Raw genomic sequence first — 23,659 nt, forward strand, 5'->3', positions numbered from 1 at the left:
GTCCGCCACACGATCTCGCCCTCGGGCCGGTACGACGCGACCACCCGGTGATAGTCCGCGAGCCACCGCATGGCGTCCGCGAGCACGCCTTGAGGACGGCGACGCGGTCGCCCATCGTCATGGCCTCGACCTGGTCGTGGGTGACGTAGACGGTGGTGACGCCGAGGCGGTGCTGGAGTTCGGCGATCTGGGTGCGGGTCTGGACCCGGAGCTTGGCGTCGAGGTTGGACAGCGGCTCGTCCATCAGGAAGACCTGCGGGTTACGGACGATCGCGCGGCCCATGGCGACGCGCTGGCGCTGGCCGCCGGACAGGGCCTTCGGTTTGCGGTCGAGGTACTCCTCGAGACCGAGCAGCTTGGCGGCTTCGAGCACGCGCTTGGCCCGCTCGTCCTTGTGGATGCCCTGCATCTTGAGCGCGAAGCCCATGTTGTCGGCGACCGACATATGCGGGTAGAGCGCGTAGTTCTGGAACACCATCGCGATGTCGCGTTCCTTCGGCGGGGCGTTGGTCACGTCGCGGTCGCCGATGTAGATGGAGCCCTCGTTCACCTCTTCGAGGCCGGCCAGCATCCGCAGCGCCGTCGACTTGCCGGAACCCGACGGCCCGACCAAAACCATGAACTCGCCGTCGGAGATGTCGAGGTCGAGCTTGTCCACCGCGGCGATGTCGGTGCCCGGGTAGACCCGGGTGGCTCCCTTGAACGAGACAGTTGCCATGTCGCGCTTCCTTTCCTTCGCCGGCAGGAACGTGCCGGACGATCCGTAGCAAAGGCCCCCAGGGTCTGGGTGTCTACCTAGGTGATGCATCACCAAAGCACTTGTTCCAACGGTTGAAGCCGGATTTACATTCCCGAGTGATGTAAACCACTTCATTGACAAGCGGATTTTTTACGTACAAACTTTTTTGTGTGATGAGAGACGTGATGCATCTGGAGCAGCTCGAACAGGCCGAGGCGCTGTTCAAGCCGCAGCGGATCGAGGTGCTGCGGCGGCTCGCCGAGCCGCACACCTGCGGTGAGGTGGCCGAGCAGCTCGGCCAGACACCGCAGCGCGTCTACTACCACGTCATGCGCCTCGTCGACGCCGGCTTGGTCACGCTCGTCGAGGAGCGCAAGGTGCGTGGCGTCCACGAGGGCATCTACCAGGCGACCGCCCGCTCGTACTGGCTGTCGCCGAAGCTCGTCGGCCGGATCGGCGGCCTGCGCCGGGCTCAGGACGAGCTGAGCCTCGGCTACCTGCTGGACCTGATGGAAGAGGTCCAGACCGACATCGCCGCGCTGGACCGGACAGCTCCGGAGCTGCCGTCCGTCGGGGTGTCCGGTGAGATCCGGGTCCCGCCCGAACGGCGGCGGGAGTTCTTCCAGGACCTGCAGAGCACGCTGCAAGACCTCTTCTCGCGCTACGGCGGCGCCGAGGGCGACGCCTTCAAGCTGGCCGTGGCCTGCTACCCCAAGGGAGACCAAGATCATGACTGAACCGCTCATCCTGCAAGTCCGCGCCAAGGCCGGCATCGACGAGGTCCGGCAGGCGCTGACCGACCCCAAGGCCCTGAACCTCTGGCTCGGCGAGCACTCGACCGTCGACCTGCCCGGTACCTTCGAGTTCTGGGGCCGCTACATCCCCGAGGGCGACGCGCCGCACCAGCGAGTGCTCGCGTACGACGGCCAGACGCTGAAGCTGGCCTGGTTCCTCGGCGGCGAGGAAACCACCACCGAGATCACCTTGACCCCCGAGGGCGACGACTCCACGGTCGTCAAGCTCGAGCAGAGCCACTTCGACTTCGCCGACGCGATCAGCGGGGCGAACATCCGCGGCGTACTGCAGACCTTCTGGTCGCTGGCGCTGGCCAACCTCGTCGACCACCTGGAGGGCCGCGAGCTCACCACGCGCCCGGACTTCACGTCGTCGACCTTCGAGGGTGAGGCGCTGATCGACGCGCCGATCGCCCAGGTGTACTCGGCGCTGACCGAGCCGGCGAAGGCGTCAGCGTGGTTCGGCTACCCGGTCGACATCGATCTGCGCAAGGGTGGCCGGTTCGCGATGGGCGGCTTCGACGCCGGGCCTGGCGTGGAGATCGTCGACCTGGTCGAGGGCCGGAAGATGTCGATGGACTGGGGTCCGGCCGGCATCAGTACCTGGGAGCTGGCCGACTCCGGTGGGAAGACGCGACTGACCTTCGTGATGAGCGGGTTCGACGAGGGCAACCCGCCGTACGGCGCCTGGCTCGGTTGGCTCAGCGGTGTTGCGTCGCTGCGTCGCTTCAACGAGCAGAAGGACTGGCAGTCGATCTGGGTTGCCTAGAAGTACGGTCCAGCTGACCGGACCGAGTCGGTGAGGAGATCGAGCAGGGCGGTCACCGCTCTGCTCGGTCTCCTGCTGCCCGTCGTGACCACGGACAACGTCCAGGTCAGGTCGGTGCCGGCGATGGGCTTCTCGACGACGCCTGGTGCGTTGGCCGGCTCCAGCTCAGGTACGACGGCAACACCGAGGCCGACGCGAACGTATTCGGGGATCGTCGTGAGTTCCGGCACCTCGACCTGGACTCGCCGTGGGATGCCGGCGTTCTCGAAGGCCCGGTCGACCGTGCTGCGGTTGCCGAATCCGCGCGGCATGTCGACGAACCGTTCGCCGATGAGCTCTTCGAGCCGGACCGCCGGCTCGTCGGCGAGTGGATGCGACGACGGCAGCAGTACGACGAAGGGCACCGTGGCGAGTTCGCGGACCTCGAGTCCGGGCAGTTCCGATCTGGCCTGGCCAACGAGCGCCACATCCATCCGGCCGTGCCGGATGTCGTCCGACAGCCCGCTCGAACCGGTCGGCGAGGTGGCCACCTGTACGTCGACCAGCGGGTACGTCCGGTGGAACGCCCCGAGCAGCTCAGCCAGATTGACCAGGTTCAGCCGTGCCAGCGTGCCGATCCGGATGTTGCCGCGCAGTCCGGCAGACGCCTCCTCGACCGCGGCCCGCGCCCGGTCCAGGGCCTCCAACGCAGCCTTTGCCTCCGGCAACAAAGCTTGACCGGCCGCGGACAGCGCCACCCGCCGGGTCGACCGGTCGAACAGCGTCGTCTTCAAGTCCTTCTCCAGCGCGTGAATGGCGGCCGACACGCTGGACTGGACCGTGAACAGCCGCCGCGCCGCCCGGGTGAAGCTCAGCTCCTCGGCGACCGCGACGAAGTACTCGAGCTGTCGGCTGTCCATGTCCTCTCTTCCCCGGTGCGTTTCGGCGTACCGCTCCTGCTGAATTATCGATGCTCTCGATAAGAGCTTGCAAGAACTTTCGTTTCTCTCGATAGATGATGTGAGCCACTCTGGATGTATGTCCAGCTTGACTGCCCAGCACGCGTCGGCCTCGCGCATCCGGTTCGCCCATGGCCCGGGCTTCTGGGTGATCGCCGCGGCCTTCCTGACCACGATGGCGTTCTCCACGGTGCCGACGCCGCTCTATGCGATCTACCAGCATCGCGACGGGTTCCCGACGTACGTGATCACCGTCATCTTCGCGAGCTACGCGGTCGGCGTGATGGCCTCGCTGTACCTCGCCGGCCACGTCAGCGACTGGCTCGGCCGAAAGCGAGTCGCGCTGGTCGCCGTACTCGCGGAGGCGTTGTCGGCGGTCGTGTTCCTGCTCTGGCAGGACGTGCCCGGTCTGTTGATCGCGCGCTTCATCTGTGGGATCGGGATCGGTGTGTTGACCGCGACCGCGACGGCGCACCTGTCCGAGCTGCGGCAGATCGCGCGTCCCAGTGAGGATCCGAGCCGGTCCGCGCTGACCTCGAGCACTGTGAACCTCGGCGGGCTCGCGTTCGGTCCGCTGGTGGGTGGTCTGCTTGCGCAGTACGTCGGGTCGCCACTGGAGCGCCCGTACGAGATCTTCCTGGTGTTGCTGCTACTCAGTGCGCTGGGGATCGCGCTGGTGCCGGAGACGGTGGAGCGGTGGGAGGAGCGGCCCGCGTATCGGCCGCAGCGGGTCGCGTTGCCGTCGTCGGCGAAGCCGCTGTTCTTCGCGTCGGCGATTGGTGCGTTCGCGGCGTTTGCGATCTTTGGGCTGTTCACCTCGCTGGCACCGACGTTCTTGGCCGGGACGCTGCACCACACCTCGCGGGTGCTTGCTGGTGTGGTGACGTTCGCCGTCTTCATCGCGGGCGCCGGCAGTCAGGTCGTCTTCGTCCGGCTTACCCGCCGGCACCAGCTCCGTCTTGGTCTGGTCGCGATGTCGGTGGGGCTGGTCGGGGTTGCTCTCGGCGGACTACTTCCGAGCCTGGGGATCTTCGTCGTTGGCGGTGTGGTCGCCGGCGTCGGTGTTGGCCTGGTCTTCCGCGGCGCCGTAGCCACTGCCGCCTCGCTGGCTGACCCGTCCTCCCGCGGTGAGGTGCTGGCCGCGCTCTTCCTGATCGCGTACGCCGGCCTCGCGATCCCCGTCCTGTTGATCGGTCTCGGCATCGCACTGCTCCCCGCGGACGTCGCCCTGCTCGTCTTCTCCGCTCTGATCCTCCTGCTGGTCAACGCCGCAGTCCTCCGCATGCTCGCCGCCCACAAGTAGTCCCCCGCGGGTAGCCCCCTCGCGGCCCGCTACGCACGCTCCTGTCGTCGCGTGCTGCGCGGGCCGCCCCACCCACCCGTCTTCACGCGGCTACGCCGCTTCTTTCACGCGGCTGCGCCGCTTCATCGACCGCGGTCGTGGACTGTTCGTCGTACGGGACTGTGGTGGGCGATGGAGGTGGTAGTCCCTCGCGGCCTGCTGCGCGCGCTCCTGTCGTCGCGTGCTGCGCGGGCCGCCCCACCCACCCGTGTTCACGCGGCTACGCCGCTTCCTTCGCGCGGCTGGGCCGCTTCATCGACCACGGTGGTGGGACTGCTAGCCGTACGGGGGATTGTGGTGGCGGGGGAGGTGGTGCCGTCACCGACTGCCCGTCGTACACGGGACCGTGGGGGACGCGGAAGGTGGTGATCACTCGCGCCCGCCCGTCGTACATGGATCAACCCGCGGTGGTATCGGTGCTGTCCTATCGTGCGGGGATGACTGTTGTGGGGTGGTTCGAGGACGACTATTACCTGCCGGAGGACGGGATTCTCGTTGTGCGGGACTCGAAGGCGGGATTCGGTGAGGACGAGATGTCCGCGAATGACGCGCATCCGTGCGGGACCGTCGTCCGCTCGGGGCAGGGATGGCTGTACGTGTCGGGCGGCGATGGGCCGTGTGTGGTGCGGCTGCAGATGCTCGACGGAGAACCGGACAACGGCGACGTGGACGACTGGGCCGATGTGGTCGAGGTTCCGTACCGGAGCCTTGCCGGCGACGTCGAGTTGGCGCTGCTCACGACCGGTTCGGGAGACGAAGACCTCCACCTTGGTGAGCCGGACCTTTATCGCGTTCGGGTTGCGCATCGTCCGCTGCCGGTGACTCCCCGGGTGGCAATGGAGGACGACGACGAGGATGAGCGCCTGCAACCCACCGACCTGTGGCAGTTGGACTTCTGGCCCGTCACCGGCGCACCCGAGCCGCCACGCTGGGTGCGGCGGCTGAGACCGGCCGTCCGGTCGGCCGATCCTGGCTGGTCCTGGGTGCTCGGGTTCCAGGCGATGGAGATCGCCGACCTTGTGCGATGGGTCAAACCCAGTGAAGGCCTGACGATCGAAGACCTGCGGACGTGGGGGATCGACCACTACCGCGGGGAGGCGTGGCTCGACCAACCACTCCGTATGACAGGAACGCGGGACGCCTATCCGAGCCTGGCGGAGATCGCCGCTCAGGTCGGCGTCGCAGGACCCGCGTCGAGACGCGAGATGCTGCCGCTGTTCGTTGCGCTCGGCTACCTGGCCTTCGATGGTGTCCGGTACGTCGGGGTCGAGCGACCGCCCATGGCGCAGCAGGTCCTGGAACTCTCCGCCGAAGGGGTGGCCTCCCTCGAGGCCTACCAGGCGGCACAGCAGTTCACTGGCTACGCCGCGGATCTGGTGTCGGTGGCGTTGTGGGGTGGCATCGAGCAGAGTGTCGCGTCTCTTGCTGCCCGCACTTACGCCTCCGAAGACGACGTACGGGGGGCACTTCACTACGTCGAGGGGCGAGGGCTCCTGCGGATCGACCGTCAGCCGGGCGATCGGTTCACCCTCGTGCCCCTCGGCGGGCGGGCAGGCTGACAGGACGTCAGGAGGTGGTGAGGATGACGAGTTGTTGGGTTGCTCGGGTCATTGCGACGTAGCGGTCGACGGCTCCTTCGATGCCGTTGCCGAATGAGTCTGGGTTGATGAGGATGACCAGGTCGAACTCCAGGCCCTTCGACAGCTCCGGGGTGAGCGATCGGACGCGCGTGGTGCCCTCGAAGGAAGGGTCGCCGATGATGCAGGCGATGCCGTCGGCGTGGGCAGCCAGCCAGGTGTTGAGGATCGAGTCGAGGTCCGCGACGGAGCCGTGGATGACGGGGAGGTCGCTGGTGCGGATGGAGGTGGGGACGTTGGCATCCGGGAGTACGGCGCGGATGACGGGCTCGGCCTCGGTCATGATCTCGGTGGGCGTGCGGTAGTTGACGCTCAGGGAGGACAGGTTGATGCGGTCGAGGCCGACGCGGTCCAGGCGTTCCTGCCACGACTCGGTGAAGCCGTGCCGGGCCTGGGCGCGGTCGCCGACGATGGTGAAGCTTCGGGACGGGCAGCGGAGGAGAAGCATCTGCCACTCGGCGTCGGTCAGTTCCTGAGCCTCGTCGACCACGATGTGCGCGAACGGGCCGGCGAGCAGGTCCGGGTCCGCGGTGGGCAGCGCGGATTCGTCGATCAGGGCTTCCTGGATGTCCTTTCCGCGCAGCATCGGCACCCAGCCTTCGTTGTCGTCATCGGCCTCGAGGATGTGGTCGATAACGCCGGCCATGCGTTCGCGTTCGGCAGCTGCGGCGGCCTTCTGGCGACGCTTCCGTCGGGACGACTCCGGGTCGCCGAGTCGCTGCCTTGCCGCGTCCAGGAGCGGCAGGTCAGACACCGTCCACGCGTCAGGGTCCTTGCGCTGCAGCTTCTTGACCTCCTCCGGGGTGAGCCAAGGAGCGCACATGCGCAGGTACGCCGGAACCGTCCAGAGGTCTCCGACGAGGTCGGTCGGTTCGATCAGCGGCCAGGCTTTGTTGAAGGTGGTGACCAGTGTGTCGTTCTGCTGCAGCGATCGGCGCAGCATCTCCTCCGAGATGTCCTCGTCCTCGTACTCCTCGGCGTGCTTGTCCACGAGGATCGTGAGCAGCTCGTCCCAGACCAGGTCGCGCGCGTCGTTGTGCGGCGTACCCGAGTCTGCTGCTCCAAACGCATCGGTCCAGTCGGCGGGGCTGAGCCGGATGTCGGACCAGTGGGTCTGGACGATCATCCCCTTGGTGGGCACTTCCTCATAGAGCCGTACGGCGGGCTCGATCGCCCCCACCATGTCCGCGGAGGCCTTCAACCGGGCCACCTCAGGGTCGGACTCGACCGCTGCTGTGGATCCTTCGGGAAGGAGGTCCCGCAGGGTGCAGGTCTGCACGCCCTCCTCGCCGAGGCTGGGGAGTACGTCGGAAACGTAAGCCAGATAGGGCTGGTGCGGACCGACGAACAGTACGCCGCCTCGACGGTGACCCAGGCGTGGGTCGGAGTACAGGAGGTACGCCGTACGGTGCAGAGCGACCACCGTCTTCCCCGTACCCGGACCGCCGTCGACGACCAGCGCGCCCCGGGAACTCGCGCGAATGATCGCGTCCTGATCGGCCTGGATCGTGCCGAGTACGTCGCGCATCCGGGGCGATCGGTCGCTGCCCAGGCTGGCGATGAAGGCGGACTGGTCATCGAGCGACGCGGCGTGCCCCTCGAGACCATCGGGGGTGAACACCTCGTCCCAGTAGTCGTTGATCCGGCCGCGGGTCCAGCGATACCGGCGGCGGCTCGTCAGACCCATCGGGTTGGCGTGGGTCGCGCCGAAGAACGGCTCGGCCGCGGGTGAGCGCCAGTCGATCAGCAGCCGGCGACCTTCGCTGTCCGTGAGGCCGAGGCGTCCGACGTACACGGGCTCGGAGTCGTCCTCGGTCACCATGTGGCCGAGGCACAGGTCCAAACCGAACCGCCGCAGGGCGCGCAGGCGCGTGGTGAGCCGGTGGATCTCCAGGTCCCGGTCCAGCGCCTCCTGACCGCTGCCACCGGGCGCCTTGCGTGCGGCGTCGAGGCGGTCGGACAGGTCGGCGATCGTCTGCGCGAGACTCTCGCCGATGGCCGCGAAATGCTTCTCGTCGCCGGCGATCAACCTCGAGTCGGCCTTGGCAGCGAGGTTGTCGGGAAGGTCGAACGCACTGACATCCCCAGACGTTGACGACACAACTCGCACGTTCACAAACCCCCAAGTTTCAGCCAGTTTTGCTGTCAGCCGACGATTGTGAGCTATGAACCGGGGCTTGCGGCAAGTCCCCCGGTGCGCTATACGTTAGACATGGCAGGGAGATCTATCTCCTTGCCCTTTCTTTTGCCTGATGACGGGTGAGTCCAGTGGTCCGACCCGCGGAGTTGGAGCGGGACTTCGGCCTGAGCGTCGCCGTACTGCGACCGCATGCGGGTGGCTATGAGAGCGACTGCTGGGTGGCGGACGACGCGTGGTTCGTCAAGATGTGGAAGCAGCCGGGCAAGCCCAACGGACTCGAACTTCTGGGAGACCTGCAGGTCCGCGGGTGGCCGACGGTCGCGCCGATCCGGACCACGTCGGGGAAGCTCTACGCGGTTCTCCACGGTCGACCGTACGCCGTTTTCCCTTATATTCATGGCCGTACGGCGACTCACGACGACTGGCGCGTGACGGCGGAGGCGCTCAGGCAGGTGCATGAGCTCAGCGAACCGCCGGACCTTCCGCGGGTCACCGTGGACGAGCCCGAGATTCGTCAGTTGGCTCAACGGCTGGATCATCCGTGGATCGTGGACCGGCGCGACGAGGTGGCCGCGGCGATTCGGCGACTGGACGAGGTGATCGGGCGGGTGAGCGCCACGCCGGTTCGTGAGGTCGTCTGCCATCGCGATTTCGGCGCGCTCAACCTGATGCTGGACGAGGACGGCGAGGTCGCGGCCATCCTCGACTGGGAACAGGCCGTCATCGGACCACGCGAGTACGACGTCTGGATCGCCGCCGAAGGCAACCACCTCGAGTCGTTCCTCACCGAGTACGGCGCTCACGACCTGGAACTCCATCACCTCGAGTACGCCCTCCTGGCCCGCGGTCTCCGAGACATGGCCGCCCGCATCCTGGACGGCGTCGACCGCCCAGGCGTAGACACCTGGGGCTTCGACCGCATAGCCCGCCTCGACCGCGACCTGACCGTGTTCAGCTCCTACTGCCGCCCGGCCGACGACCCGCACTAGGAGTCCTTAAGATGCGCTCATGGGTGTGACGGTGAAGGTTGGGGAGCAGGACGCTTATCTGGCGCGGGTGGGCCGGGCCGGGATGTTGTTGCTGCCGATGATCACGGGGATCGGGGAGCAGGTCCGGGTCTGGGCAGATGAGCTGGCGGGGGAGGGAATCACGGCGCTGGTGTGGGATCCGTTCAAGGGGCGGAGTACGGACAACTCGACGCGCGAGGAGCTCAGTGCGTTGCTGCGGGAGATGGATGACGACACCGCGTTGGCCGAGCAGACCGAGTTGCTCGACTACCTGACCGGCGAGCTCGGGTGCGCCAAGTCCGGAGTGATCGGGTGGTGCCTGGGTGGGCGGTTCGCGTTCCTGCTCGGCGCCCGGGACCAGCGAGTCGCGAGTGTCGTCGCGTTCCACCCGACCGTGCCGTCCAAGCTCCCACCGCATCACACGTACGACGCGATCGCCGAGGCCGGCGCGATCACAGCGCCGGTGCTGGTGAGCTACCCGAGCGCGGACACCGCCGTACCGAATGCCGACTTCGAAGCGCTGCAGACCGTCCTGCAGTCACGGACGACCGGCGCCACGTTCACGCAGTACTTCCCCGGGGCCGATCACGGTTTCTCCGACAAGTCGCGTCAGGACAAGGACGTCAACGCCAACGCATACCGTCTGGCGTGGCCGCAGGCGCTCGCGTTCATGAGGGCGACAGTCACCTAGCGGTCAGGCGGCGCGGCGATGCGCGGTGGGCGTGGTGCCGCGCACTCGCTTGAAGGCAACGCTCAACGCGAACGCGTTCGCGTACCCAACTCGCCGGGCGATCGTCTCGACGGTGTCCCTGGTCGCGCGCAGTTGATCCGCGGCCAGGGTGATCCGCCACCCGGTGAGGTAGCTCATCGGCGCCTCGCCCACCAGCGCGGTGAACCGACGGGCCAGCGATGCGCGCGAAACCCCCACCCGATCCGCCAGTTCGGCGACGTTCCACGGGTAGGCCGGATCCTCGTGCAGCAACCGTAATGCCGTGCCGGCGACGGGATCGGTCTGCGCCTGGTACCACCCCGGCGCGTGCGACTCCGGCCGCGCGAACCACGCCCGCAACGTGGTGATCAGAGCAAGGTCCAGCCATCGATCCAGCACACTCTGCTGCCCCGCCGCATCCCGCTGGATCTCGCCGATCACCATGTCCGTCACCGGGCCTGCGACTTCCGCCGCCGGTACGACGAGCACCGGCGGAAGCGCCGTCACGAGCCGCCGGCTGACGTCACCGGCCACCTGATAGGTGCCGCTGGCAACCATCACTTCTCCGGGCGCACGACTGCCGTACGTGCGCACCCCGAGCCGGGCCGAGTAGTCGACTGGTGCCCCAGGCAACGGTTCGCACACGCCGCCCGGGTGGATCCGCAACTGCGGCGCGGTCTCGACACTGTCCCCGACCACGTACGGCGCAGGCCCGGTGAAGATCGCGACATCGCCCTGGTCCATCCGCAGCGGCTCGATGCCGTCGCGGGTCACCCAGCCCGACCCGCGAACGAGCGTCGCCAGCGCGAGCGGTGCCTCGTCGCGGATCTCGATCGCCCACGGGGGATCCATGATCGTCAGGTTGAACACCCCGTCACGGGCGCGGGTCCCGGCCAAGAGGTCGTCGAGCACGTCCATGCTCCGATCTTAACCCGGTTGAGCGTCACAGACATTGAATTGCGTCGAACAGCCATGGTTTGTCTCACCGATCCTCGATGAACTGGAGCCATGACAACAACACCGATTCTGATCCTGAGTGGTAAGGGCAAGACCGGCCGCCGGGTGGCGGCGCAGCTCGACGCACGGGGCGTCCCGTACCGGCTGGCATCCCGGTCCAGCGAGCAGCGCTTCGACTGGTACGACGACAGCACCTGGTCGGCCACGATTGCCGGCGCGGACACGGCGTACCTGGCGCCCCCGGTCGGGCCGACCGGACTCGCGCAGGCCGGCCGGTTCATCCAGCAAGCGGCCGCCGAAGGTCTGCGCCGGGTGGTCCTGCTGTCCGGCCGCGGCGTCGGCAGCCCCGGACGCGACTTCGCCGTGTACGACGGCCAACTCGACCTGGAGCACGCGGTCAAGGCGAGTGGCGCGGACTGGACCATCGTCCAGCCGGCGTGGTTCGCCCAGGGGTTCAGCGAGGACTTCCTGCGCTACCACGTGCTCGCCGGAGAGATCCGGCTGTCGGTCGGGACCGGAGCCGAGGCGTGGATCGACACCAACGACGTCGGCGATGTGATGACCGCGGCGCTGCTCGACGAGTCGTACACCGGCCAGGTCCTCGCGCTGTCCGGCCCGCGCGTACTCACCATGACCGAGGTCGCCGATGCGCTCACGACCGCGACCGGCCGACCGATCACGTACGTCGACCTTGATCCCGAGAAGCACGTCGCCGAACTGATCGAGCAAGGCCTCACCCCCGAGGACGCCGAGGCCGTCCGCGATCTGTTCGCGGTCATCCGCAACCACCGCTCGGAGTACGTCTCCGACGGCGTCCAGCAGGTCCTCGGCCGCCCGCCCCGCGACTTCACGGATTGGGCCCGCGACACCGCGACGACCGGGATCTGGGCAACTGAGTAGGGCGGACGCCCAGCACTCATCAATCGACGCATCGCGGGTCGTCGCGCGCTCAGCCGTCACGTCCGAGGACGATTGTGGAGTGGTGGAGATCCGCCTCCCCGCCCACCTGAAGGCGGGGAGGCGGATCGCCGTCAGCGGTGCAGGGAGGTCCACTCGTCGTGGGTGAGCTCCTGCAGTTCCGAAGCCGGCGTCTTGGACTGGACGGTGCTGCCCTGGCCGACGGCGCCGCCGCCGAAGACGAGGCTCGCCCAGTTGTTCTGCGCGGTCAGCGAGGACGTGGCGTTGTCGTCGTTGATGTCCGCCGCGGTGGTGTCCACGGAGTCGCCGTCACAGTTCCAGTCGATCGGGCCGCTGGCCGGGCCGGCCGTCGTCCGGGTCGATCCGTTCGGGCACTTCCAGCTGGTCCTGAAGGCGGACGCCGTACTGCCGAGGCCGGTCGACTCCCTCAGGCTGGCCTCGTTCAGGGCCGGCGGGGCGACGTTCGAGTAGCCCCAGTAGGTGCTGCCGTCGGCCTTGAGCACGCCGCCGAGCTGGAAGAAGTAGTTCATCACGCTCAGGTAGTTCGGCTTGTAGTTCAGGTTGTCGGTGCCGCCGTGCTTGAGGCCGATGTTGTGGCCGAGCTCGTGCACGAACGTGCCGACGTTGTAGTTGTCGGTCGCGTTCCAGCCGCACTTCGGGCCGATCGTGACGATGAACGTGTCGTTCGGGATGTTGAAGGCCTGGCCGCTGCTGCAGCCGCCGTCGTAGCTGTCTCCCCAGATCATGTAGTGGAAGACGGCCTTGCGGACCGTGGCGAAGTTGGCGGCCTTGATCGCCTTGGTCTGCGTCGCCGACGGGTTCAGGTCGGCGTCGTACGGCACCTGGTTGCCGCCACCGAGGTTGTACGCCGTGCCGCGGGCGGAGCCTGCGTCCAGGTGGATCTTGACGCCGGTGGTGCCGTCCGGGTTGCTGACCGGTGCGGTGGCGAAGACCTGCACGATCCGGTCGAGCGCGGCCGTACTGGCGAGCCGGCCGTCCATGTAATCCATCTCGACGAACAGGTCCTTCTTCGTCGGCGAGGCGCCCAGCGCGGGCAGGTTCACGTCGATGACGCCGTCACCGTTGGCGTCGTACCCGTTCGTCTCCCAGGTGTCGGGGAGCGAGTCGCCGTCGGTGTCGGTCGCAGCCGGTGCGGCGACGGTCCGGACTCCGTCGGCGGATGGAGGAACGGCCGCCACCGCGCTCGTGGTGGCGAGCGCGGCGACGGCCAAAGAACTCAGCATGGTCAGAAAGGCGGGGCGGGGCCTCATCAGATCTCCTTGGGGGCGGTGGGTGATCTGATCGCTACCGTAGGTGATCCGATGCAGGTTGGGCGGCTCAGAAGAGCCATTGGCCCAATTGGGTCAGGCGGCTGAGCGCAGCATCGCCCGGATGCCGACGGTCAGGCCGAGAGCGGCGGTCACGATCGCGGCGATCCAGCCCCACAGCACCGCGCTCGAGAGCGCATCACCGGAGAACAGCGTCCGCTCGGCGTCGACGACGTACGACAACGGGTTGAACTTGGCCGCGATCCGCATCCACTCCGGGCCGGTCTCCAGCGGCAGCAGCATGCCGGACAGGATCATCAGCGGGAACAGGAACGTCTGCTGAACCACCCAGAACATCCAGTCCTGCTTGCGCACCGCGATCGCCAGCGCGTAGCTGAACGAGCCCAGCCCGATCCCGAATACCGCCAGCAGTGCCAGCCCGACCAACGCACCACCGACGTGCAGGTCGAACGCGAACGGCGTCATCACCGCGATCACGATGATCGCCTGCCCGAACAGCGGCACCATCTCCTTCAGTGCGCGCCCGACCAGCAGGGACGACCGCGACAGCGGGGTGACGAGCATCCGTTCGTGGGCGCCGGTCTGGAACTCGAAGAGCAGGTTGGCGCCGGTGGTCGACGTACCGAAGAGCGTCGTCATCACCAGGATCGACGGGACGAACCACTGCCACACGCCGTCGCCGAACGAGCCGCCCATCGATCCGGACAGCAGCGGGCCGAACAGCGCGAGGAAGATCAGCGGCTGGATCATCCCGAACAGCAACGAGAACGGGTCACGCAGGACGGGCTTCAGTTCGCGTGTCATCACGATGCGGATGTCCCGCAAAAGGTTCCGCGACGGCTGGTCGGCGGCCGGAGCCTGCAGGTTTGCAACAGTCAGCGTGGTCATCAGGCTGCCTTTCCGTTCGAGTCTTCCCGCAGGCTGCGGCCGGTGAGGTTGAGGAACACGTCGTCGAGCGTCGGCCGGTGGACCTGCGCCGCCGCGACCGGTACGCCGTTCTGCTGAGCGACCGTGATCAGCTCGGGCAGCGCCGCCGGGCCGTCCGCGACCCGGACACTGAGCTCGTCGCCGACGGCAACCACTTCACGAGCCCCGGGCAACTTCTCCGCCAGCCTGGACAGATGTGCGAGGTTGCTAGGAGCAACAGTCAGGGCGATCCGATCCCCGGCCAGCTTGGCCTTCAACGCGTCGGCGGTGTCGTCCGCGATCACCTGACCGTGGTCGACGACCACCACCCGCTCGGCCATCGAGTCGGCCTCGTCCAGGTAGTGCGTGGTGAGCACGATCGTCATCGCGTACTGCTCGCGCATCCGCAGGATGTGATCCCACAGGTTCGCCCGGTTCTGCGGGTCGAGGCCGGTCGACGGCTCGTCCAGGAACAGCAATGACGGCGCGTGCACGAGCCCCATCGCGACATCCAGCCGCCGCCGCTGACCACCGGACAACTCCGACACCTTGCGCTGGGCAAGTTCCCTCAGCTCCAGCGACTCCAGGAGTTCGGACGTACGCCGCTTCGCCGCCCGCCGGTCGAGTCCGTAGATGACCCCCTGGCCGACCAGTTCGTCGGCCGCGCGCTGGTTGTGACCCGCGCCGTTGCCCTGGCCGACGTACCCGATCCGGCGGCGGACCTGGCTGGGCTGCGCGGTCACGTCGTACCCGGCGACCGTCGCCGTTCCCGACGTCGGGGTGATCAGGGTGGTGAGCATCCGCAGGGTGGTGGTCTTGCCGGCACCGTTCGGGCCGAGGACGGCGACGAGCTCACCGGGTTCGACGTCGAGGCTGATGCCGCGGACCGCGTGCACGGTCTCGGTACGGCTCACCACGAAGTCCCGGGTGAGCGCTCGGGTGCTGATCACGATGTCTCCTTCGGTCTTGGCTTGATGCCTCAGACATTTCCAGCAGAAGAGGACAGGTCTTGACCGTTACTCGTGGCAATCTGAAGTCATGTCCGAGACCTCAGCCCGACTGCTCTCGCTGCTGTCCCTGCTCCAGGCCCGCCGCGACTGGCCCGGCGCGCTGCTGGCCGAACGCCTCGAGGTCAGCCCGCGCACGGTCCGCCGCGACGTCGACCGGTTGCGCGACCTCGGTTATCCCGTGCGTGCGAGCAAGGGGCCGGACGGCGGCTACCGCCTCGATGCGGGGGCGGACCTGCCTCCGCTGCTGTTCGACGACGACCAGGCGATCGCCGTCGCGGTCGCCCTGCAAACCGCGACGACCACGGTCACCGGGATCGAGGAGGGCGCGTTGCGCGCGCTCGCCACGGTCCGCCAGGTGATGCCCGCGCGCCTGCGCCAACGGGTCGACGCGCTGCAGGTGACGACCGTCGATCGGTACGCCGACACCCGCCGTACGACGGTCGACTCGGACCAGCTGATCGCGATCGGGATGGCGGTCCGGGCCCGAGAGGTACTGCGGTTCGACTACAAGTCACCGGGTGCGTCGGAGGAGGAGTGGGTGCCGCCGCGGAAGGTGGAGCCGCATCACCTGGTGACCTGGGGTGGGCGATGGTACCTGGTCGCCTGGGACCTGGAGCGGAAGGACTGGCGGACGTTCCGGGTGGACCGGATGAATCCGAAGACGCCGACCGGTCCGCGCTTCACCCCGCGGGAGTTGCCGGCGCCCGACGTGGCGACGTACATCTCCAGCCGGTTCAAGACCGGGGACCAGTTGACCTGCCGGGGCGAAGCGATCCTGCAGGCGAAGGCGTCCGACATCGTCCAGTGGGCCGGTCGCGGCGCGATCGTCGAGGAGATCACCCCGACGAGTTGCCGCCTGATCCTGACCGCCTGGTCGTGGACCGGGCTGGCCGCGACCTTCGGGATGTTCGAGTGCGACCTGGAGTTCGTCGGGCCGCAGGAACTGAAGACCGCCGCCGCCCACCTCGCCGCCCGCTACCACGTGGCCGCGTCATGATCGCCGAACTGATCGTCGCCGACGTGATCGCTTGGCGCGCCTGGCTCGGCGAGCACCATCAGGAGCCCGACGGGATCTGGTTGGTCCTCGCGAAGAAGGACGTGACCACGCCGACGAGCCTCACCTACGACCAGGCGCTCGAGGAGGCGCTGTGCCACGGGTGGATCGACGGTCAGCGCCGGAGCCGGGACGAGCAGACGTTCATCCAGCGCTACACGCCGCGACGCTCGCGCAGCATGTGGTCGCAGCGGAACGTCGAGATCGTCGCGCGACTGGCACGCGAAGGCCGGATGCTCGCGGCCGGTCACTCCGAGGTCGAGCGGGCCAAGGCGGACGGACGCTGGGACAAGGCGTACGGCGGCTCGGCCAGTCGTGAGGTCCCGGCAGACCTGGCCGAGGCGCTCGCCGCCGAACCGCGGGCGCAGGCCATGTTCGAGATCCTCACCAGCGCCAACCGATTTGCGGTGATACACCGGGTGACCAGCGTGAAGCGGCCGGAGACCAGAGCCAAACGGATCGCACAGTTCGTCGAGCAGTTGGCTCGCGGCGAGACGATCTACCCGCAGAAGCGCACGCTCTGATCAGTACAGCAACGGGTTGAAGGGTGAGGAGACGGTTTCGCCGGGCTGGTTGCCGGGCATCCAGGCGGCGAGGTCGGCCTCCTGGAAGCGGTTGGCCGGCGGGGCGATCTCCATCGCGGCGTCGACGTAGATGACCGTCATCACCCGGCGCGGTACGTCGGTCTGGTTCGCCGGAGCGTGGTGGAAGGTCCAGCCGAGGTGGTAGCTCACCTCGCCCAGTTCGTACGGCTCGGACACCTCCGGGAACTCCTGCTCGGCCAGCGCCTCCTGCAGGACCCGCTCGGACTCGTCGCTGATCGGCAGGTCCCGTCCGTGCTCGAAGACGTGGCTACCCGCGGCGAACGAGAGCGGACCCATCTCCATCGGCGTCTCCTGCAACGGCACCCAGACCGTCACACACCGGTCCGTCGCGAACGGCCAGTAGTACTGGTCCGCGTGCCACGGCGTGACGCCGCCACCGGACTCTTTGTACAGCGCCTGGTCGTGGTACAGCCGGACCGACGGGACGCCCAACAGTTGCGCCGCGATCCGCGCCAGCCGCGGTGACGACACGAACTCCAGCACCCGCTCGCTGTCCTGCCACAGGTTCATCACCTGCAGGAACGCCTTCCCGTAGGTGTCGCGCTCCTCCAGCGGCAGGTGCTGCGTGTTCAGCTCGATCACCTTGCCGGTGATCTCCGGCTCGTACGCCGCGATCGTGTCGGGACTGAGCACGTTCTTCAGCTTGACGAAGCCGTGCTCGGCGAAGTGCGCGATGTCGGACCGGCTGAGGGTGTAGTCGGTCTCGAGCTCTGGGCGGGTCAGAGTCATGGGACCTAAGCGTTCCGGTGTGCTTTATCGATGTAAAGATCAGTGATCAAATCTTTGCCCTATTAGTTAACTGATTCAGCCCGGTCGGCGAATCGCTCCAAAGCGGTGAGGACCAGATCTCGGGTGCTCTGCCCACTGGCGCCGTGACCCTCCTGCTCGACGAGGTGGAGCTCCGCGTCCGGCCACGCCTGAGCCATCCGCCAGGCGGTGTCCGGCGGGCTACTGATGTCGAGTCGGCCGTGAATCAGCACGCCGGGAATCCCGGTCAGCTTGCCCGCTTCACGGACCAGCACATCCTCGTCCAGCCATGCTGCGTGACCCCAGTAGTGGGTGACGAGCCGCGCCATCCGCAACCGGAAGACGGGATCGTCGTACCGGGAGTCGGGCCGCCAGTTCGGATGCGTGCGTACGTGCGTGTCCTCCCAGTCGCACCAGTCCCGCGCTGCCGTGTCCCGGATCGCGGGATCCGGATCGTGCAGCAGTCGGCTGTATGCGAGCGCGAGGTTCCCGTCTCGCTGGTCCTCCGGTACGCCGTCGCGGAAGCGCACCCATTCCTCGGGGAAGATCCGGCCCATGTCCCGGGTGATCCACTCGACCTCACGCCGGGTCGTATTCGTGACGCTGAACAGGACGATCTCCGAGATCGCGTCCGGGTGCTGCTCGGCGTACGCGAGACCCAGCGTCGCACCCCAGGACCCACCGAGCAGCAGCCACTTCTCGATCCCGAGCCGGCGCCGGAGTTGCTCGAGGTCCGCGATCAGGTGGGCGGTGGTGTTGGTGCTGAGGTCCACGTCCGGCTCGGCGGCGTCCGGCGTACTGCGGCCGCAGTTCCGCTGGTCCATCAGGACCACCTTGTACTTGGCGGGATCGAAGTACCGTCGCCACCACGAACCGGCGCCGGAACCCGGGCCGCCGTGGATCACGACCGCCGGCTTGCCGTCGGGGTTGCCGCAGACCTCCCAGTAGACGCGGTGTCCGTCGCCGGCATCGAGCATTCCGTGGTCGTAGGGCTCGGTCTCTGGATACATGCCGGGATTACAGCACCCCGGTGTAGGTCAGGGCGAAAGTGCCACAGGGGAAGAGGAACAGCGACGCCAGCACGATGATCCCCTTGAAGGACTGCGTCGGTCCGATCAGCTTGCGGTACGCCGCGATCAGCACCGGGACCATCACGACTTCCAGCGCCAGCATGCTTCTCGGGATGATCGTGTCCGTCGCGGCCAGGACCACCGAGAGTGCGGCGGCCGCGATCCAGGCGCCGTACCCGATCAGGTACGTCGTACGCGCGCCGAAACGGACCGCGATCGTGTCGTACCCGGCGGCGCGGTCGGCCTCCAGATCGGCGAGGGTGGTCGGGAGGTAGAGGCCCACCGCGGCAAGCGTGCCTTGCAGGCCCATCAGCCACGGGAAGTCGCTCAGGTCCGGGTTGATCGCGGCCCAGCCGGCCAGCGGTCCGAACGCGCCGAGGGCTAGGGCGTTCACCGCGACATCGAAGCCGGCGCGGGTCTTCAGTCGTACGGGCGGGACGCTGTACGCGTATCCGAGCAGGACGGCGAGGAGCACGCCGAGGGCGAACACGATGCCGACGTGCAGGCTCAGCCCGACGGCCGCGACCGCTGCCGCGAAGGCCAGGCGTTTCGCGGCGCGCAGGGTGATGCGGCCGTCGAGGAGCGGCGACTTCGCCTTGCGGGGGTTGAGGCGGTCGCTCGGCAGGTCGTACGCGTCGTTGACCGCGAGCACGGCCAGCCACACGAGCGGACCCATCACCACCGCGCCGACGATCAGCCGCGGCCACTCGTCCAGAGGCGGGATCAGCTCACGCGTGGCGAGCAGGATGCCCGTGTAGTACGGCACGATCGAAACAACCCAGAACGCCGGCCGCCCCACCGCCAGCACATCCCGAACCCGCGGTCCCGCAGCCCTCAGCCCCACCACCGTGGTCACACCACCACTGTCCTCCCGTGGAGCTCGCCCAGTCCTCCCTCCCGCGAGTGAACCCCCTCACTCTCCCGACTGACTGTGGTCTTCCCCACGATGGTGCTCGGGTCAGACGGCCACGTGGGCGACTGAACCCTTCTCCAGGGCGACCCAGACTGAGCCGTCTGTGGCGACGGCCAGGCCGTGGGGCTCGGCGCCTTCGCCCAGGTCGTACTGGGTGACGATGTTGCCGTGGGCATCCAAGTGCGTGAGGGCGGATACGCCCCACAGCGTGATCCAGCGGACGCCGTCCTCGGTCGCGACCACGGCGTGCGGCTTGGATCCGCTCGGCAGTGGGAACTCCTCGATCTTCCCGTCCGACGTGATCCGGCCGGCCCCGTCCGGTCCCACGCACAGCCCGTACGGCGCCCCGGTGATCGCGATCGCCGACACGGTTCCGTCGTACCCGATCCGCCCGAGGTGATCGTCGCCGTTGCGGGTGAACCAGACAGCGTCATCCGGCCCCGGCACGATCACACTCGGCCGAGACCCAGGCGCATCCACATCAAACTGCTGGTCGACGGCGCTGGACACCTTCGCGACCAGGCCGGTGTGAACGAGGGTTGTCCACACCGCGCCGCCGGCGACCGTAACGCCGCCCGCTCCGGCGTCCACCGCACCACCGTCTACCGCCGCTGGAAGACTGTCGCCGGTCTGCTCGTCGACCTGCTCCACGCCGGAATCGACGACACCTGGGAACCAGCGAACACCGGCGAACTCGAGGGTGACCTGATCAAGCTCAACCGCGAGGTCCACGCCGCCCTGACTGCGAGCCCATCGATCACCCAGGCCGTCATCGCCGCCTCCTTCCGTACGCCGGAAGCCGCCGAGGCCCTCACCCAGTTCTGGTCCGACCGCTACACCCGCAGCGAAGTCGTCGTACGCCGAGCCCTCGATCGCGGCGAGGTACCACCGGGAACCGACGCCCACCAGGTGGTGATGACCGCCACCGCCCCGCTCTATCACCAGCTCGTCCTGCTTCGGCGACCGATGCCTCGTGCAACCGCTGACCGCTACGCGAGAGCGGCCGCCGCAGGGGCGCGAGCGGGACTAGGGTCGTCTCACACCTGAGTTGAGGAGACTGTTTTGACTGGACGTCTGGTGAATGAGGTCGTACTGGTGACCGGGGCCGCGCGGGGGATCGGGCGAGCGGTTGCGGTGAAGGCCGCCGCGGAGGGGGCGGCGGTCGCGCTGGTCGACGTACTCGCGGATCAGTTGACCGCGACGACCGCGGAGATCGCCGAGTCCGGGGGCAAGGTGGCGGCCGCGGTCGGCGACATCACCGACGAGGTGTCGGTCCGGCAGGCGGTGGCGAAGCTGACCGACGACCTCGGCAAGCCGGTCACCGTGCTGGTCAACAACGCCGGCAAGAACGCGTACGCCGATGCGACCAAGATGTCCGTGGCCGAGTGGGACAGCGTGTTCAACGTCGACCTGAAGGGCGCCTGGCTGATGGCGCGCCAGGTGCTGCCGCCCATGATCGAGAACCGGCACGGCGCGATCGTCAACATCGCGTCGATCCACTCCAGCCTGACCACCGCCGGGATGTTCCCGTACGCCGCGGCCAAGTCCGGCCTGGTCGGGATGACCCGGTCGCTGGCCCTCGACGTGGCGCCGCACAACGTCCGCGTCAACGCGGTCAGCCCCGGTTACATCGGCACCGACCTGCTCGAAGAGTTCTTCGACACCATCCCTGGCGAACGCGAGAAGGCCCTCGGCGTCCACCCGCTCGGCCGGATCGGCACCCCGGAGAACGTCGCCGAGGTCGTCTGCTTCCTCGCCTCCGAAGCCGCCGCCTTCGTCACCGGCGCCAACTGGGCCGTAGACGGCGGCCTCGGCGTCCGCTACGCCTAGGCAGCGCGCGCACAGCCCCAGCGCTGACTCATCCCGGCGGGCCTGGTTTGTAGGCGCAGGCTGAGGTTAGGTCGCCTGGGTCGGTGGCGGGGGTGGTGGTTGGTTTGGTTGTTGTTCGGTGGGTTGGGGCGGTGGTGGGCGTGGTGCGGCGGGGTTTGGGGGTGGGGTTGAGGGCCTGCTGGACGAGGGTGCGCATGCCGGCGTAGTTGGGGTTGCGGCCGTTCGGGTAGTTCTTCTTCTTGTCGAGGTCGATGTTGGTGATCTTGGCGGTCTTGACCCGCTGGCCGAGGGTGACGAAGTCGCCGAGCAGGTTCTGCGGGATGTCGGTCTTGATCAGCTGCTCGCCGGCCTTGGCGATGGCCTGGTAGTTCGCGAGGACGTTCTGCGGCGTGGCGCGCTCGACGATCGCCTTGACCGTGCACCGCTGGCGGGCCTGCCGGGCGAGGTCCGCGGTCGGCACGTTGTACCGTCCGCGGGCGAACCACAGGGCGTCGGTGCCGTTCAGTTCCCGGTTCGGACCGGGCTGGAGGTACCGGCTCGCCGGGATCTTCTTGTCGTCGTTGCCGCCGACCGGGACGGGGTAGTTGATGTTCACCGTGATCCCGCCGAGGGCTTCCACCAGTTGCGCGAACCCGGCCAGGTTGATCTGCACGTAGTAGTGCAGCTTCAGCCCAAGCGCCTCGCCGACCGACAGCTTCAGTACGTCGGCGCCCTCGTTGTCCGACGGCCCGAGGATGCCGTGATGTTGCGCCGGGATCATCCGGTACATCGCATCGAGGTAGAAGTTCGGCTGTTCGACCGGACCGTTCGGATCCCAGAATCCGGTCGGGTAGATCTTGTGCAGCGGCGAGTCCTCCGGGAACGGCATCCGCATCCAGTTCCGGGTCAGCGAGATCAGCGCGGTGTCGCCGGTCTTCGTGTCGATGCTCGCGACCATCACCGAGTCGGTCCGGGTGCCTTGGCGGTCCTCGCCGTCGTCCGCGCCGAGCAGCAGCACGTTCAGGCGCGGCAACTGTTGCCAGACGTCCTTCTTCGGGTTGATCGTGGGCCGCGTCTGGCTCTTCGCCTTCTTCCCGGAGAACACGTTCTGGACCAGGCTCCGCTGTGCCATCAGCGTCTGCGCACCAGTCGCCGTACTGGCGGCCATCGCGAAGCACACCACCCCGATCACCAGCGAACCGAACATCCGCGAGCCCGGTCCGGCGGTGAGCGGCCGCAACATCTTGTACGACGTGACGAGTACGACGACCCACACGAGCGCGACCACGCCGAGTCCGACGACCATCCACAGCAGCAATCCGGGATCGAGGGCCCAGAGGATCACGTCGTCCCGGCGTCGCAGACCGACGTACGCCGCTGCGCCGTACAAGGCGATGCTGCACGTCGTCACCAGGGTCCCGAGCCAGGTCCGGCGGGCGATCAGGTACGCCGTACCCGGCAGGAGTGCACAGAGGACCGCGAGCGCCAGCGCGCCGACGGAGGTCCCCCGCCGAGGCCTGGCCCGACGGGCTCGACCGGGCGCGGCACGACGGGCTCTGCTGCTCGGGGACATGCGCTCCCTCATCGATCGACGACAGAAGAAGTGGACACGTCCCCGGTGCGTGTCCAGTTCCTTCGATTCACTGACGCGGCAAAAAGTTGGCATGATTTCGGCTGTGACCGACATTCAGGTACGCCGGGCCAAGCCGGACGATGCGGAAGCGCTGGTCAACCTTCGAGGTCTGATGGTCGCCGCGATGGGCGCCGACGTCGGCGGACCGGATGCTCCGTGGCGTTCGGCCGCCGTCGAGTGGTTCGCCGGGCAACTCGCGTCACCGGACACGTTCGCGGCGTACGTCGTGGACGACCCGGCGGCCGGTGTGGTCGCGGGCGCGGCGGGCAACGTGTACGTCCACCCGCCGGGTCCGAACGACCTGACCACGGTCCGCGGCCACGTGTACAACGTCAGCACCGAGCCGGACTTCAGGCGCCGCGGTCTGGCTCGCGCGTGCATGGTCGCGCTGATGGACTGGTTTCGGGATGAGACCGCCGTCGGCGTGGTCGAGCTGCATGCGACCGACGACGGCATCGACCTCTACCGTGCGCTCGGCTTCTCCGAGTCGCGCTACCCGACGCTGCGCTTCCGCCGAAGCTGACCCACCAGGGCGTCGCTCCTTCGTCCTCAAACTAACACGTATGTATCAAAACCAGCAGGTGGAAACCTGGTCTCCACGCGTGGGCGGAGAAGGGTTTGTGGGCACTGAGGCAAGTAGTCAGTGAGGACGCGCCCGCCTGGGCGCGGTGTG

At 67.9% G+C, this 23,659-nt stretch carries 24 protein-coding genes; 12 read left to right on the forward strand and 12 right to left on the reverse strand.

Going from position 1 to position 23,659, the window contains the following annotated elements; translation table 11 throughout:
• Window positions 1–718, reverse strand: a 718-nt coding sequence (locus tag AB0E63_RS04015; protein ID WP_360360994.1) for an ATP-binding cassette domain-containing protein, incomplete at its 3' end; no start/stop codon positions are given.
• Between the two features lie 194 nt (window positions 719–912).
• Here AB0E63_RS04015 and AB0E63_RS04020 point away from each other — a divergent pair.
• Together AB0E63_RS04020 and AB0E63_RS04025 are read left to right on the forward strand one after the other, a co-directional pair.
• Entirely contained in the window at window positions 913–1,476 is a 564-nt protein-coding gene (locus AB0E63_RS04020) for a helix-turn-helix domain-containing protein (protein WP_360360997.1), read from the forward strand.
• Window positions 1,469–2,302, forward strand: coding sequence for an SRPBCC domain-containing protein (locus AB0E63_RS04025; RefSeq protein WP_360361000.1), 834 nt, complete (start codon window positions 1,469–1,471; stop codon window positions 2,300–2,302). The genes AB0E63_RS04020 and AB0E63_RS04025 overlap by 8 nt, the downstream gene beginning before the upstream one ends.
• On the opposite strand, the gene AB0E63_RS04030 is transcribed toward AB0E63_RS04025, so the two are convergent.
• The gene (locus AB0E63_RS04030) at window positions 2,299–3,201 is read right to left on the reverse strand and encodes a LysR family transcriptional regulator (protein WP_360361002.1); all 903 of its coding nucleotides are present in this window, start codon (window positions 3,199–3,201) and stop codon (window positions 2,299–2,301) included. The two genes, AB0E63_RS04025 and AB0E63_RS04030, sit on opposite strands and share 4 nt — an antisense overlap.
• A 118-nt stretch (window positions 3,202–3,319) precedes the next feature.
• Here AB0E63_RS04030 and AB0E63_RS04035 point away from each other — a divergent pair, with 118 nt between their 5' ends.
• Both AB0E63_RS04035 and AB0E63_RS04040 read left to right on the forward strand, forming a co-directional pair.
• A complete protein-coding gene (locus AB0E63_RS04035; protein WP_360361005.1) occupies window positions 3,320–4,543 on the forward strand; it encodes an MFS transporter in 1,224 nt (407 codons plus the stop codon).
• Between the two features lie 476 nt (window positions 4,544–5,019).
• Window positions 5,020–6,141, forward strand: coding sequence for a hypothetical protein (locus AB0E63_RS04040; protein ID WP_360361008.1), 1,122 nt, complete (start codon window positions 5,020–5,022; stop codon window positions 6,139–6,141).
• A 7-nt stretch (window positions 6,142–6,148) separates the two neighbouring features.
• Here AB0E63_RS04040 and helR read toward each other — a convergent pair whose 3' ends face one another.
• On the reverse strand, window positions 6,149–8,320 hold the full coding sequence (helR, locus tag AB0E63_RS04045; RefSeq protein ID WP_360361011.1) for an RNA polymerase recycling motor ATPase HelR: 2,172 nt from the start codon (window positions 8,318–8,320) through the stop codon (window positions 6,149–6,151).
• 167 nt (window positions 8,321–8,487) lie between these two features.
• Between helR and AB0E63_RS04050 the strand changes: the two genes are divergently transcribed.
• Together AB0E63_RS04050 and AB0E63_RS04055 are read left to right on the forward strand one after the other, a co-directional pair.
• On the forward strand, window positions 8,488–9,348 hold the full coding sequence (locus AB0E63_RS04050) for a phosphotransferase (RefSeq protein ID WP_360361014.1): 861 nt from the start codon (window positions 8,488–8,490) through the stop codon (window positions 9,346–9,348).
• A 19-nt stretch (window positions 9,349–9,367) separates the two neighbouring features.
• Window positions 9,368–10,057 (forward strand): dienelactone hydrolase family protein, encoded by a 690-nt coding sequence (locus AB0E63_RS04055; protein WP_360361016.1) that lies wholly within the window; start codon window positions 9,368–9,370, stop codon window positions 10,055–10,057.
• Between the two features lie 3 nt (window positions 10,058–10,060).
• Here the strand turns inward: AB0E63_RS04055 and AB0E63_RS04060 are convergent, their stop codons facing one another.
• The gene (locus tag AB0E63_RS04060; protein WP_360361019.1) at window positions 10,061–10,993 is read right to left on the reverse strand and encodes an AraC family transcriptional regulator; all 933 of its coding nucleotides are present in this window, start codon (window positions 10,991–10,993) and stop codon (window positions 10,061–10,063) included.
• Between the two features lie 90 nt (window positions 10,994–11,083).
• On the opposite strand from AB0E63_RS04060, the gene AB0E63_RS04065 reads away from it, so the two are divergent.
• Window positions 11,084–11,932, forward strand: a complete 849-nt coding sequence (locus tag AB0E63_RS04065) for an NAD(P)H-binding protein (RefSeq protein WP_360361022.1) — start codon at window positions 11,084–11,086, stop codon at window positions 11,930–11,932.
• Window positions 11,933–12,063: 131 nt separating this feature from the next.
• Here AB0E63_RS04065 and AB0E63_RS04070 read toward each other — a convergent pair whose 3' ends face one another.
• The 3 genes from AB0E63_RS04070 to AB0E63_RS04080 all read right to left on the reverse strand — a co-directional run bounded on the left by AB0E63_RS04070 (window position 12,064) and on the right by AB0E63_RS04080 (window position 15,095).
• Window positions 12,064–13,221 carry a hypothetical protein gene (locus AB0E63_RS04070; RefSeq protein WP_360361024.1) on the reverse strand — a complete coding sequence of 386 codons (1,158 nt, stop codon included), beginning with the start codon at window positions 13,219–13,221 and terminating at the stop codon, window positions 12,064–12,066.
• Window positions 13,222–13,314: 93 nt separating this feature from the next.
• On the reverse strand, window positions 13,315–14,127 hold the full coding sequence (locus AB0E63_RS04075) for an ABC transporter permease (protein WP_360361027.1): 813 nt from the start codon (window positions 14,125–14,127) through the stop codon (window positions 13,315–13,317).
• On the reverse strand, window positions 14,127–15,095 hold the full coding sequence (locus AB0E63_RS04080) for an ATP-binding cassette domain-containing protein (RefSeq protein ID WP_360361030.1): 969 nt from the start codon (window positions 15,093–15,095) through the stop codon (window positions 14,127–14,129). Before AB0E63_RS04080 ends, AB0E63_RS04075 begins: the two co-directional genes overlap by 1 nt.
• 88 nt (window positions 15,096–15,183) lie before the next feature.
• Here AB0E63_RS04080 and AB0E63_RS04085 point away from each other — a divergent pair, with 88 nt between their 5' ends.
• Entirely contained in the window at window positions 15,184–16,152 is a 969-nt protein-coding gene (locus AB0E63_RS04085; protein ID WP_360361033.1) for a WYL domain-containing protein, read from the forward strand.
• On the forward strand, window positions 16,149–16,733 hold the full coding sequence (locus AB0E63_RS04090) for a YdeI/OmpD-associated family protein (protein ID WP_360361035.1): 585 nt from the start codon (window positions 16,149–16,151) through the stop codon (window positions 16,731–16,733). Before AB0E63_RS04085 ends, AB0E63_RS04090 begins: the two co-directional genes overlap by 4 nt.
• On the opposite strand, the gene AB0E63_RS04095 is transcribed toward AB0E63_RS04090, so the two are convergent.
• The 4 genes from AB0E63_RS04095 to AB0E63_RS04110 form a co-directional block, all read right to left on the reverse strand.
• Window positions 16,734–17,543, reverse strand: a complete 810-nt coding sequence (locus tag AB0E63_RS04095) for a phytanoyl-CoA dioxygenase family protein (protein ID WP_360361038.1) — start codon at window positions 17,541–17,543, stop codon at window positions 16,734–16,736. It abuts the gene before it with no gap.
• Between the two features lie 62 nt (window positions 17,544–17,605).
• On the reverse strand, window positions 17,606–18,571 hold the full coding sequence (gene pip / locus AB0E63_RS04100; RefSeq protein WP_360361039.1) for a prolyl aminopeptidase: 966 nt from the start codon (window positions 18,569–18,571) through the stop codon (window positions 17,606–17,608).
• A gap of 7 nt (window positions 18,572–18,578) precedes the next feature.
• Entirely contained in the window at window positions 18,579–19,487 is a 909-nt protein-coding gene (locus AB0E63_RS04105) for a UbiA prenyltransferase family protein (protein ID WP_360361041.1), read from the reverse strand.
• 102 nt (window positions 19,488–19,589) lie between these two features.
• Window positions 19,590–20,093, reverse strand: coding sequence for a hypothetical protein (locus AB0E63_RS04110; protein ID WP_360361044.1), 504 nt, complete (start codon window positions 20,091–20,093; stop codon window positions 19,590–19,592).
• Here AB0E63_RS04110 and AB0E63_RS04115 point away from each other — a divergent pair.
• Entirely contained in the window at window positions 20,073–20,591 is a 519-nt protein-coding gene (locus tag AB0E63_RS04115; protein ID WP_360361047.1) for a TetR-like C-terminal domain-containing protein, read from the forward strand. The two genes, AB0E63_RS04110 and AB0E63_RS04115, sit on opposite strands and share 21 nt — an antisense overlap.
• A gap of 15 nt (window positions 20,592–20,606) precedes the next feature.
• Window positions 20,607–21,374 (forward strand): glucose 1-dehydrogenase, encoded by a 768-nt coding sequence (locus AB0E63_RS04120; RefSeq protein ID WP_360361050.1) that lies wholly within the window; start codon window positions 20,607–20,609, stop codon window positions 21,372–21,374.
• 28 nt (window positions 21,375–21,402) lie between these two features.
• Here AB0E63_RS04120 and AB0E63_RS04125 read toward each other — a convergent pair whose 3' ends face one another.
• Window positions 21,403–22,938: an LCP family protein gene (locus AB0E63_RS04125; protein ID WP_360361052.1), complete on the reverse strand. Its 1,536-nt coding sequence runs from the start codon at window positions 22,936–22,938 to the stop codon at window positions 21,403–21,405.
• 91 nt (window positions 22,939–23,029) lie between these two features.
• Between AB0E63_RS04125 and AB0E63_RS04130 the strand changes: the two genes are divergently transcribed.
• The gene (locus AB0E63_RS04130) at window positions 23,030–23,509 is read left to right on the forward strand and encodes a GNAT family N-acetyltransferase (protein WP_360361055.1); all 480 of its coding nucleotides are present in this window, start codon (window positions 23,030–23,032) and stop codon (window positions 23,507–23,509) included.
• Window positions 23,510–23,659 lie beyond the last annotated feature (150 nt).

It is taken from the genome of Kribbella sp. NPDC026596 (assembly GCF_040638415.1).
Taxonomy (GTDB): Bacteria; Actinomycetota; Actinomycetes; order Propionibacteriales; family Kribbellaceae; genus Kribbella.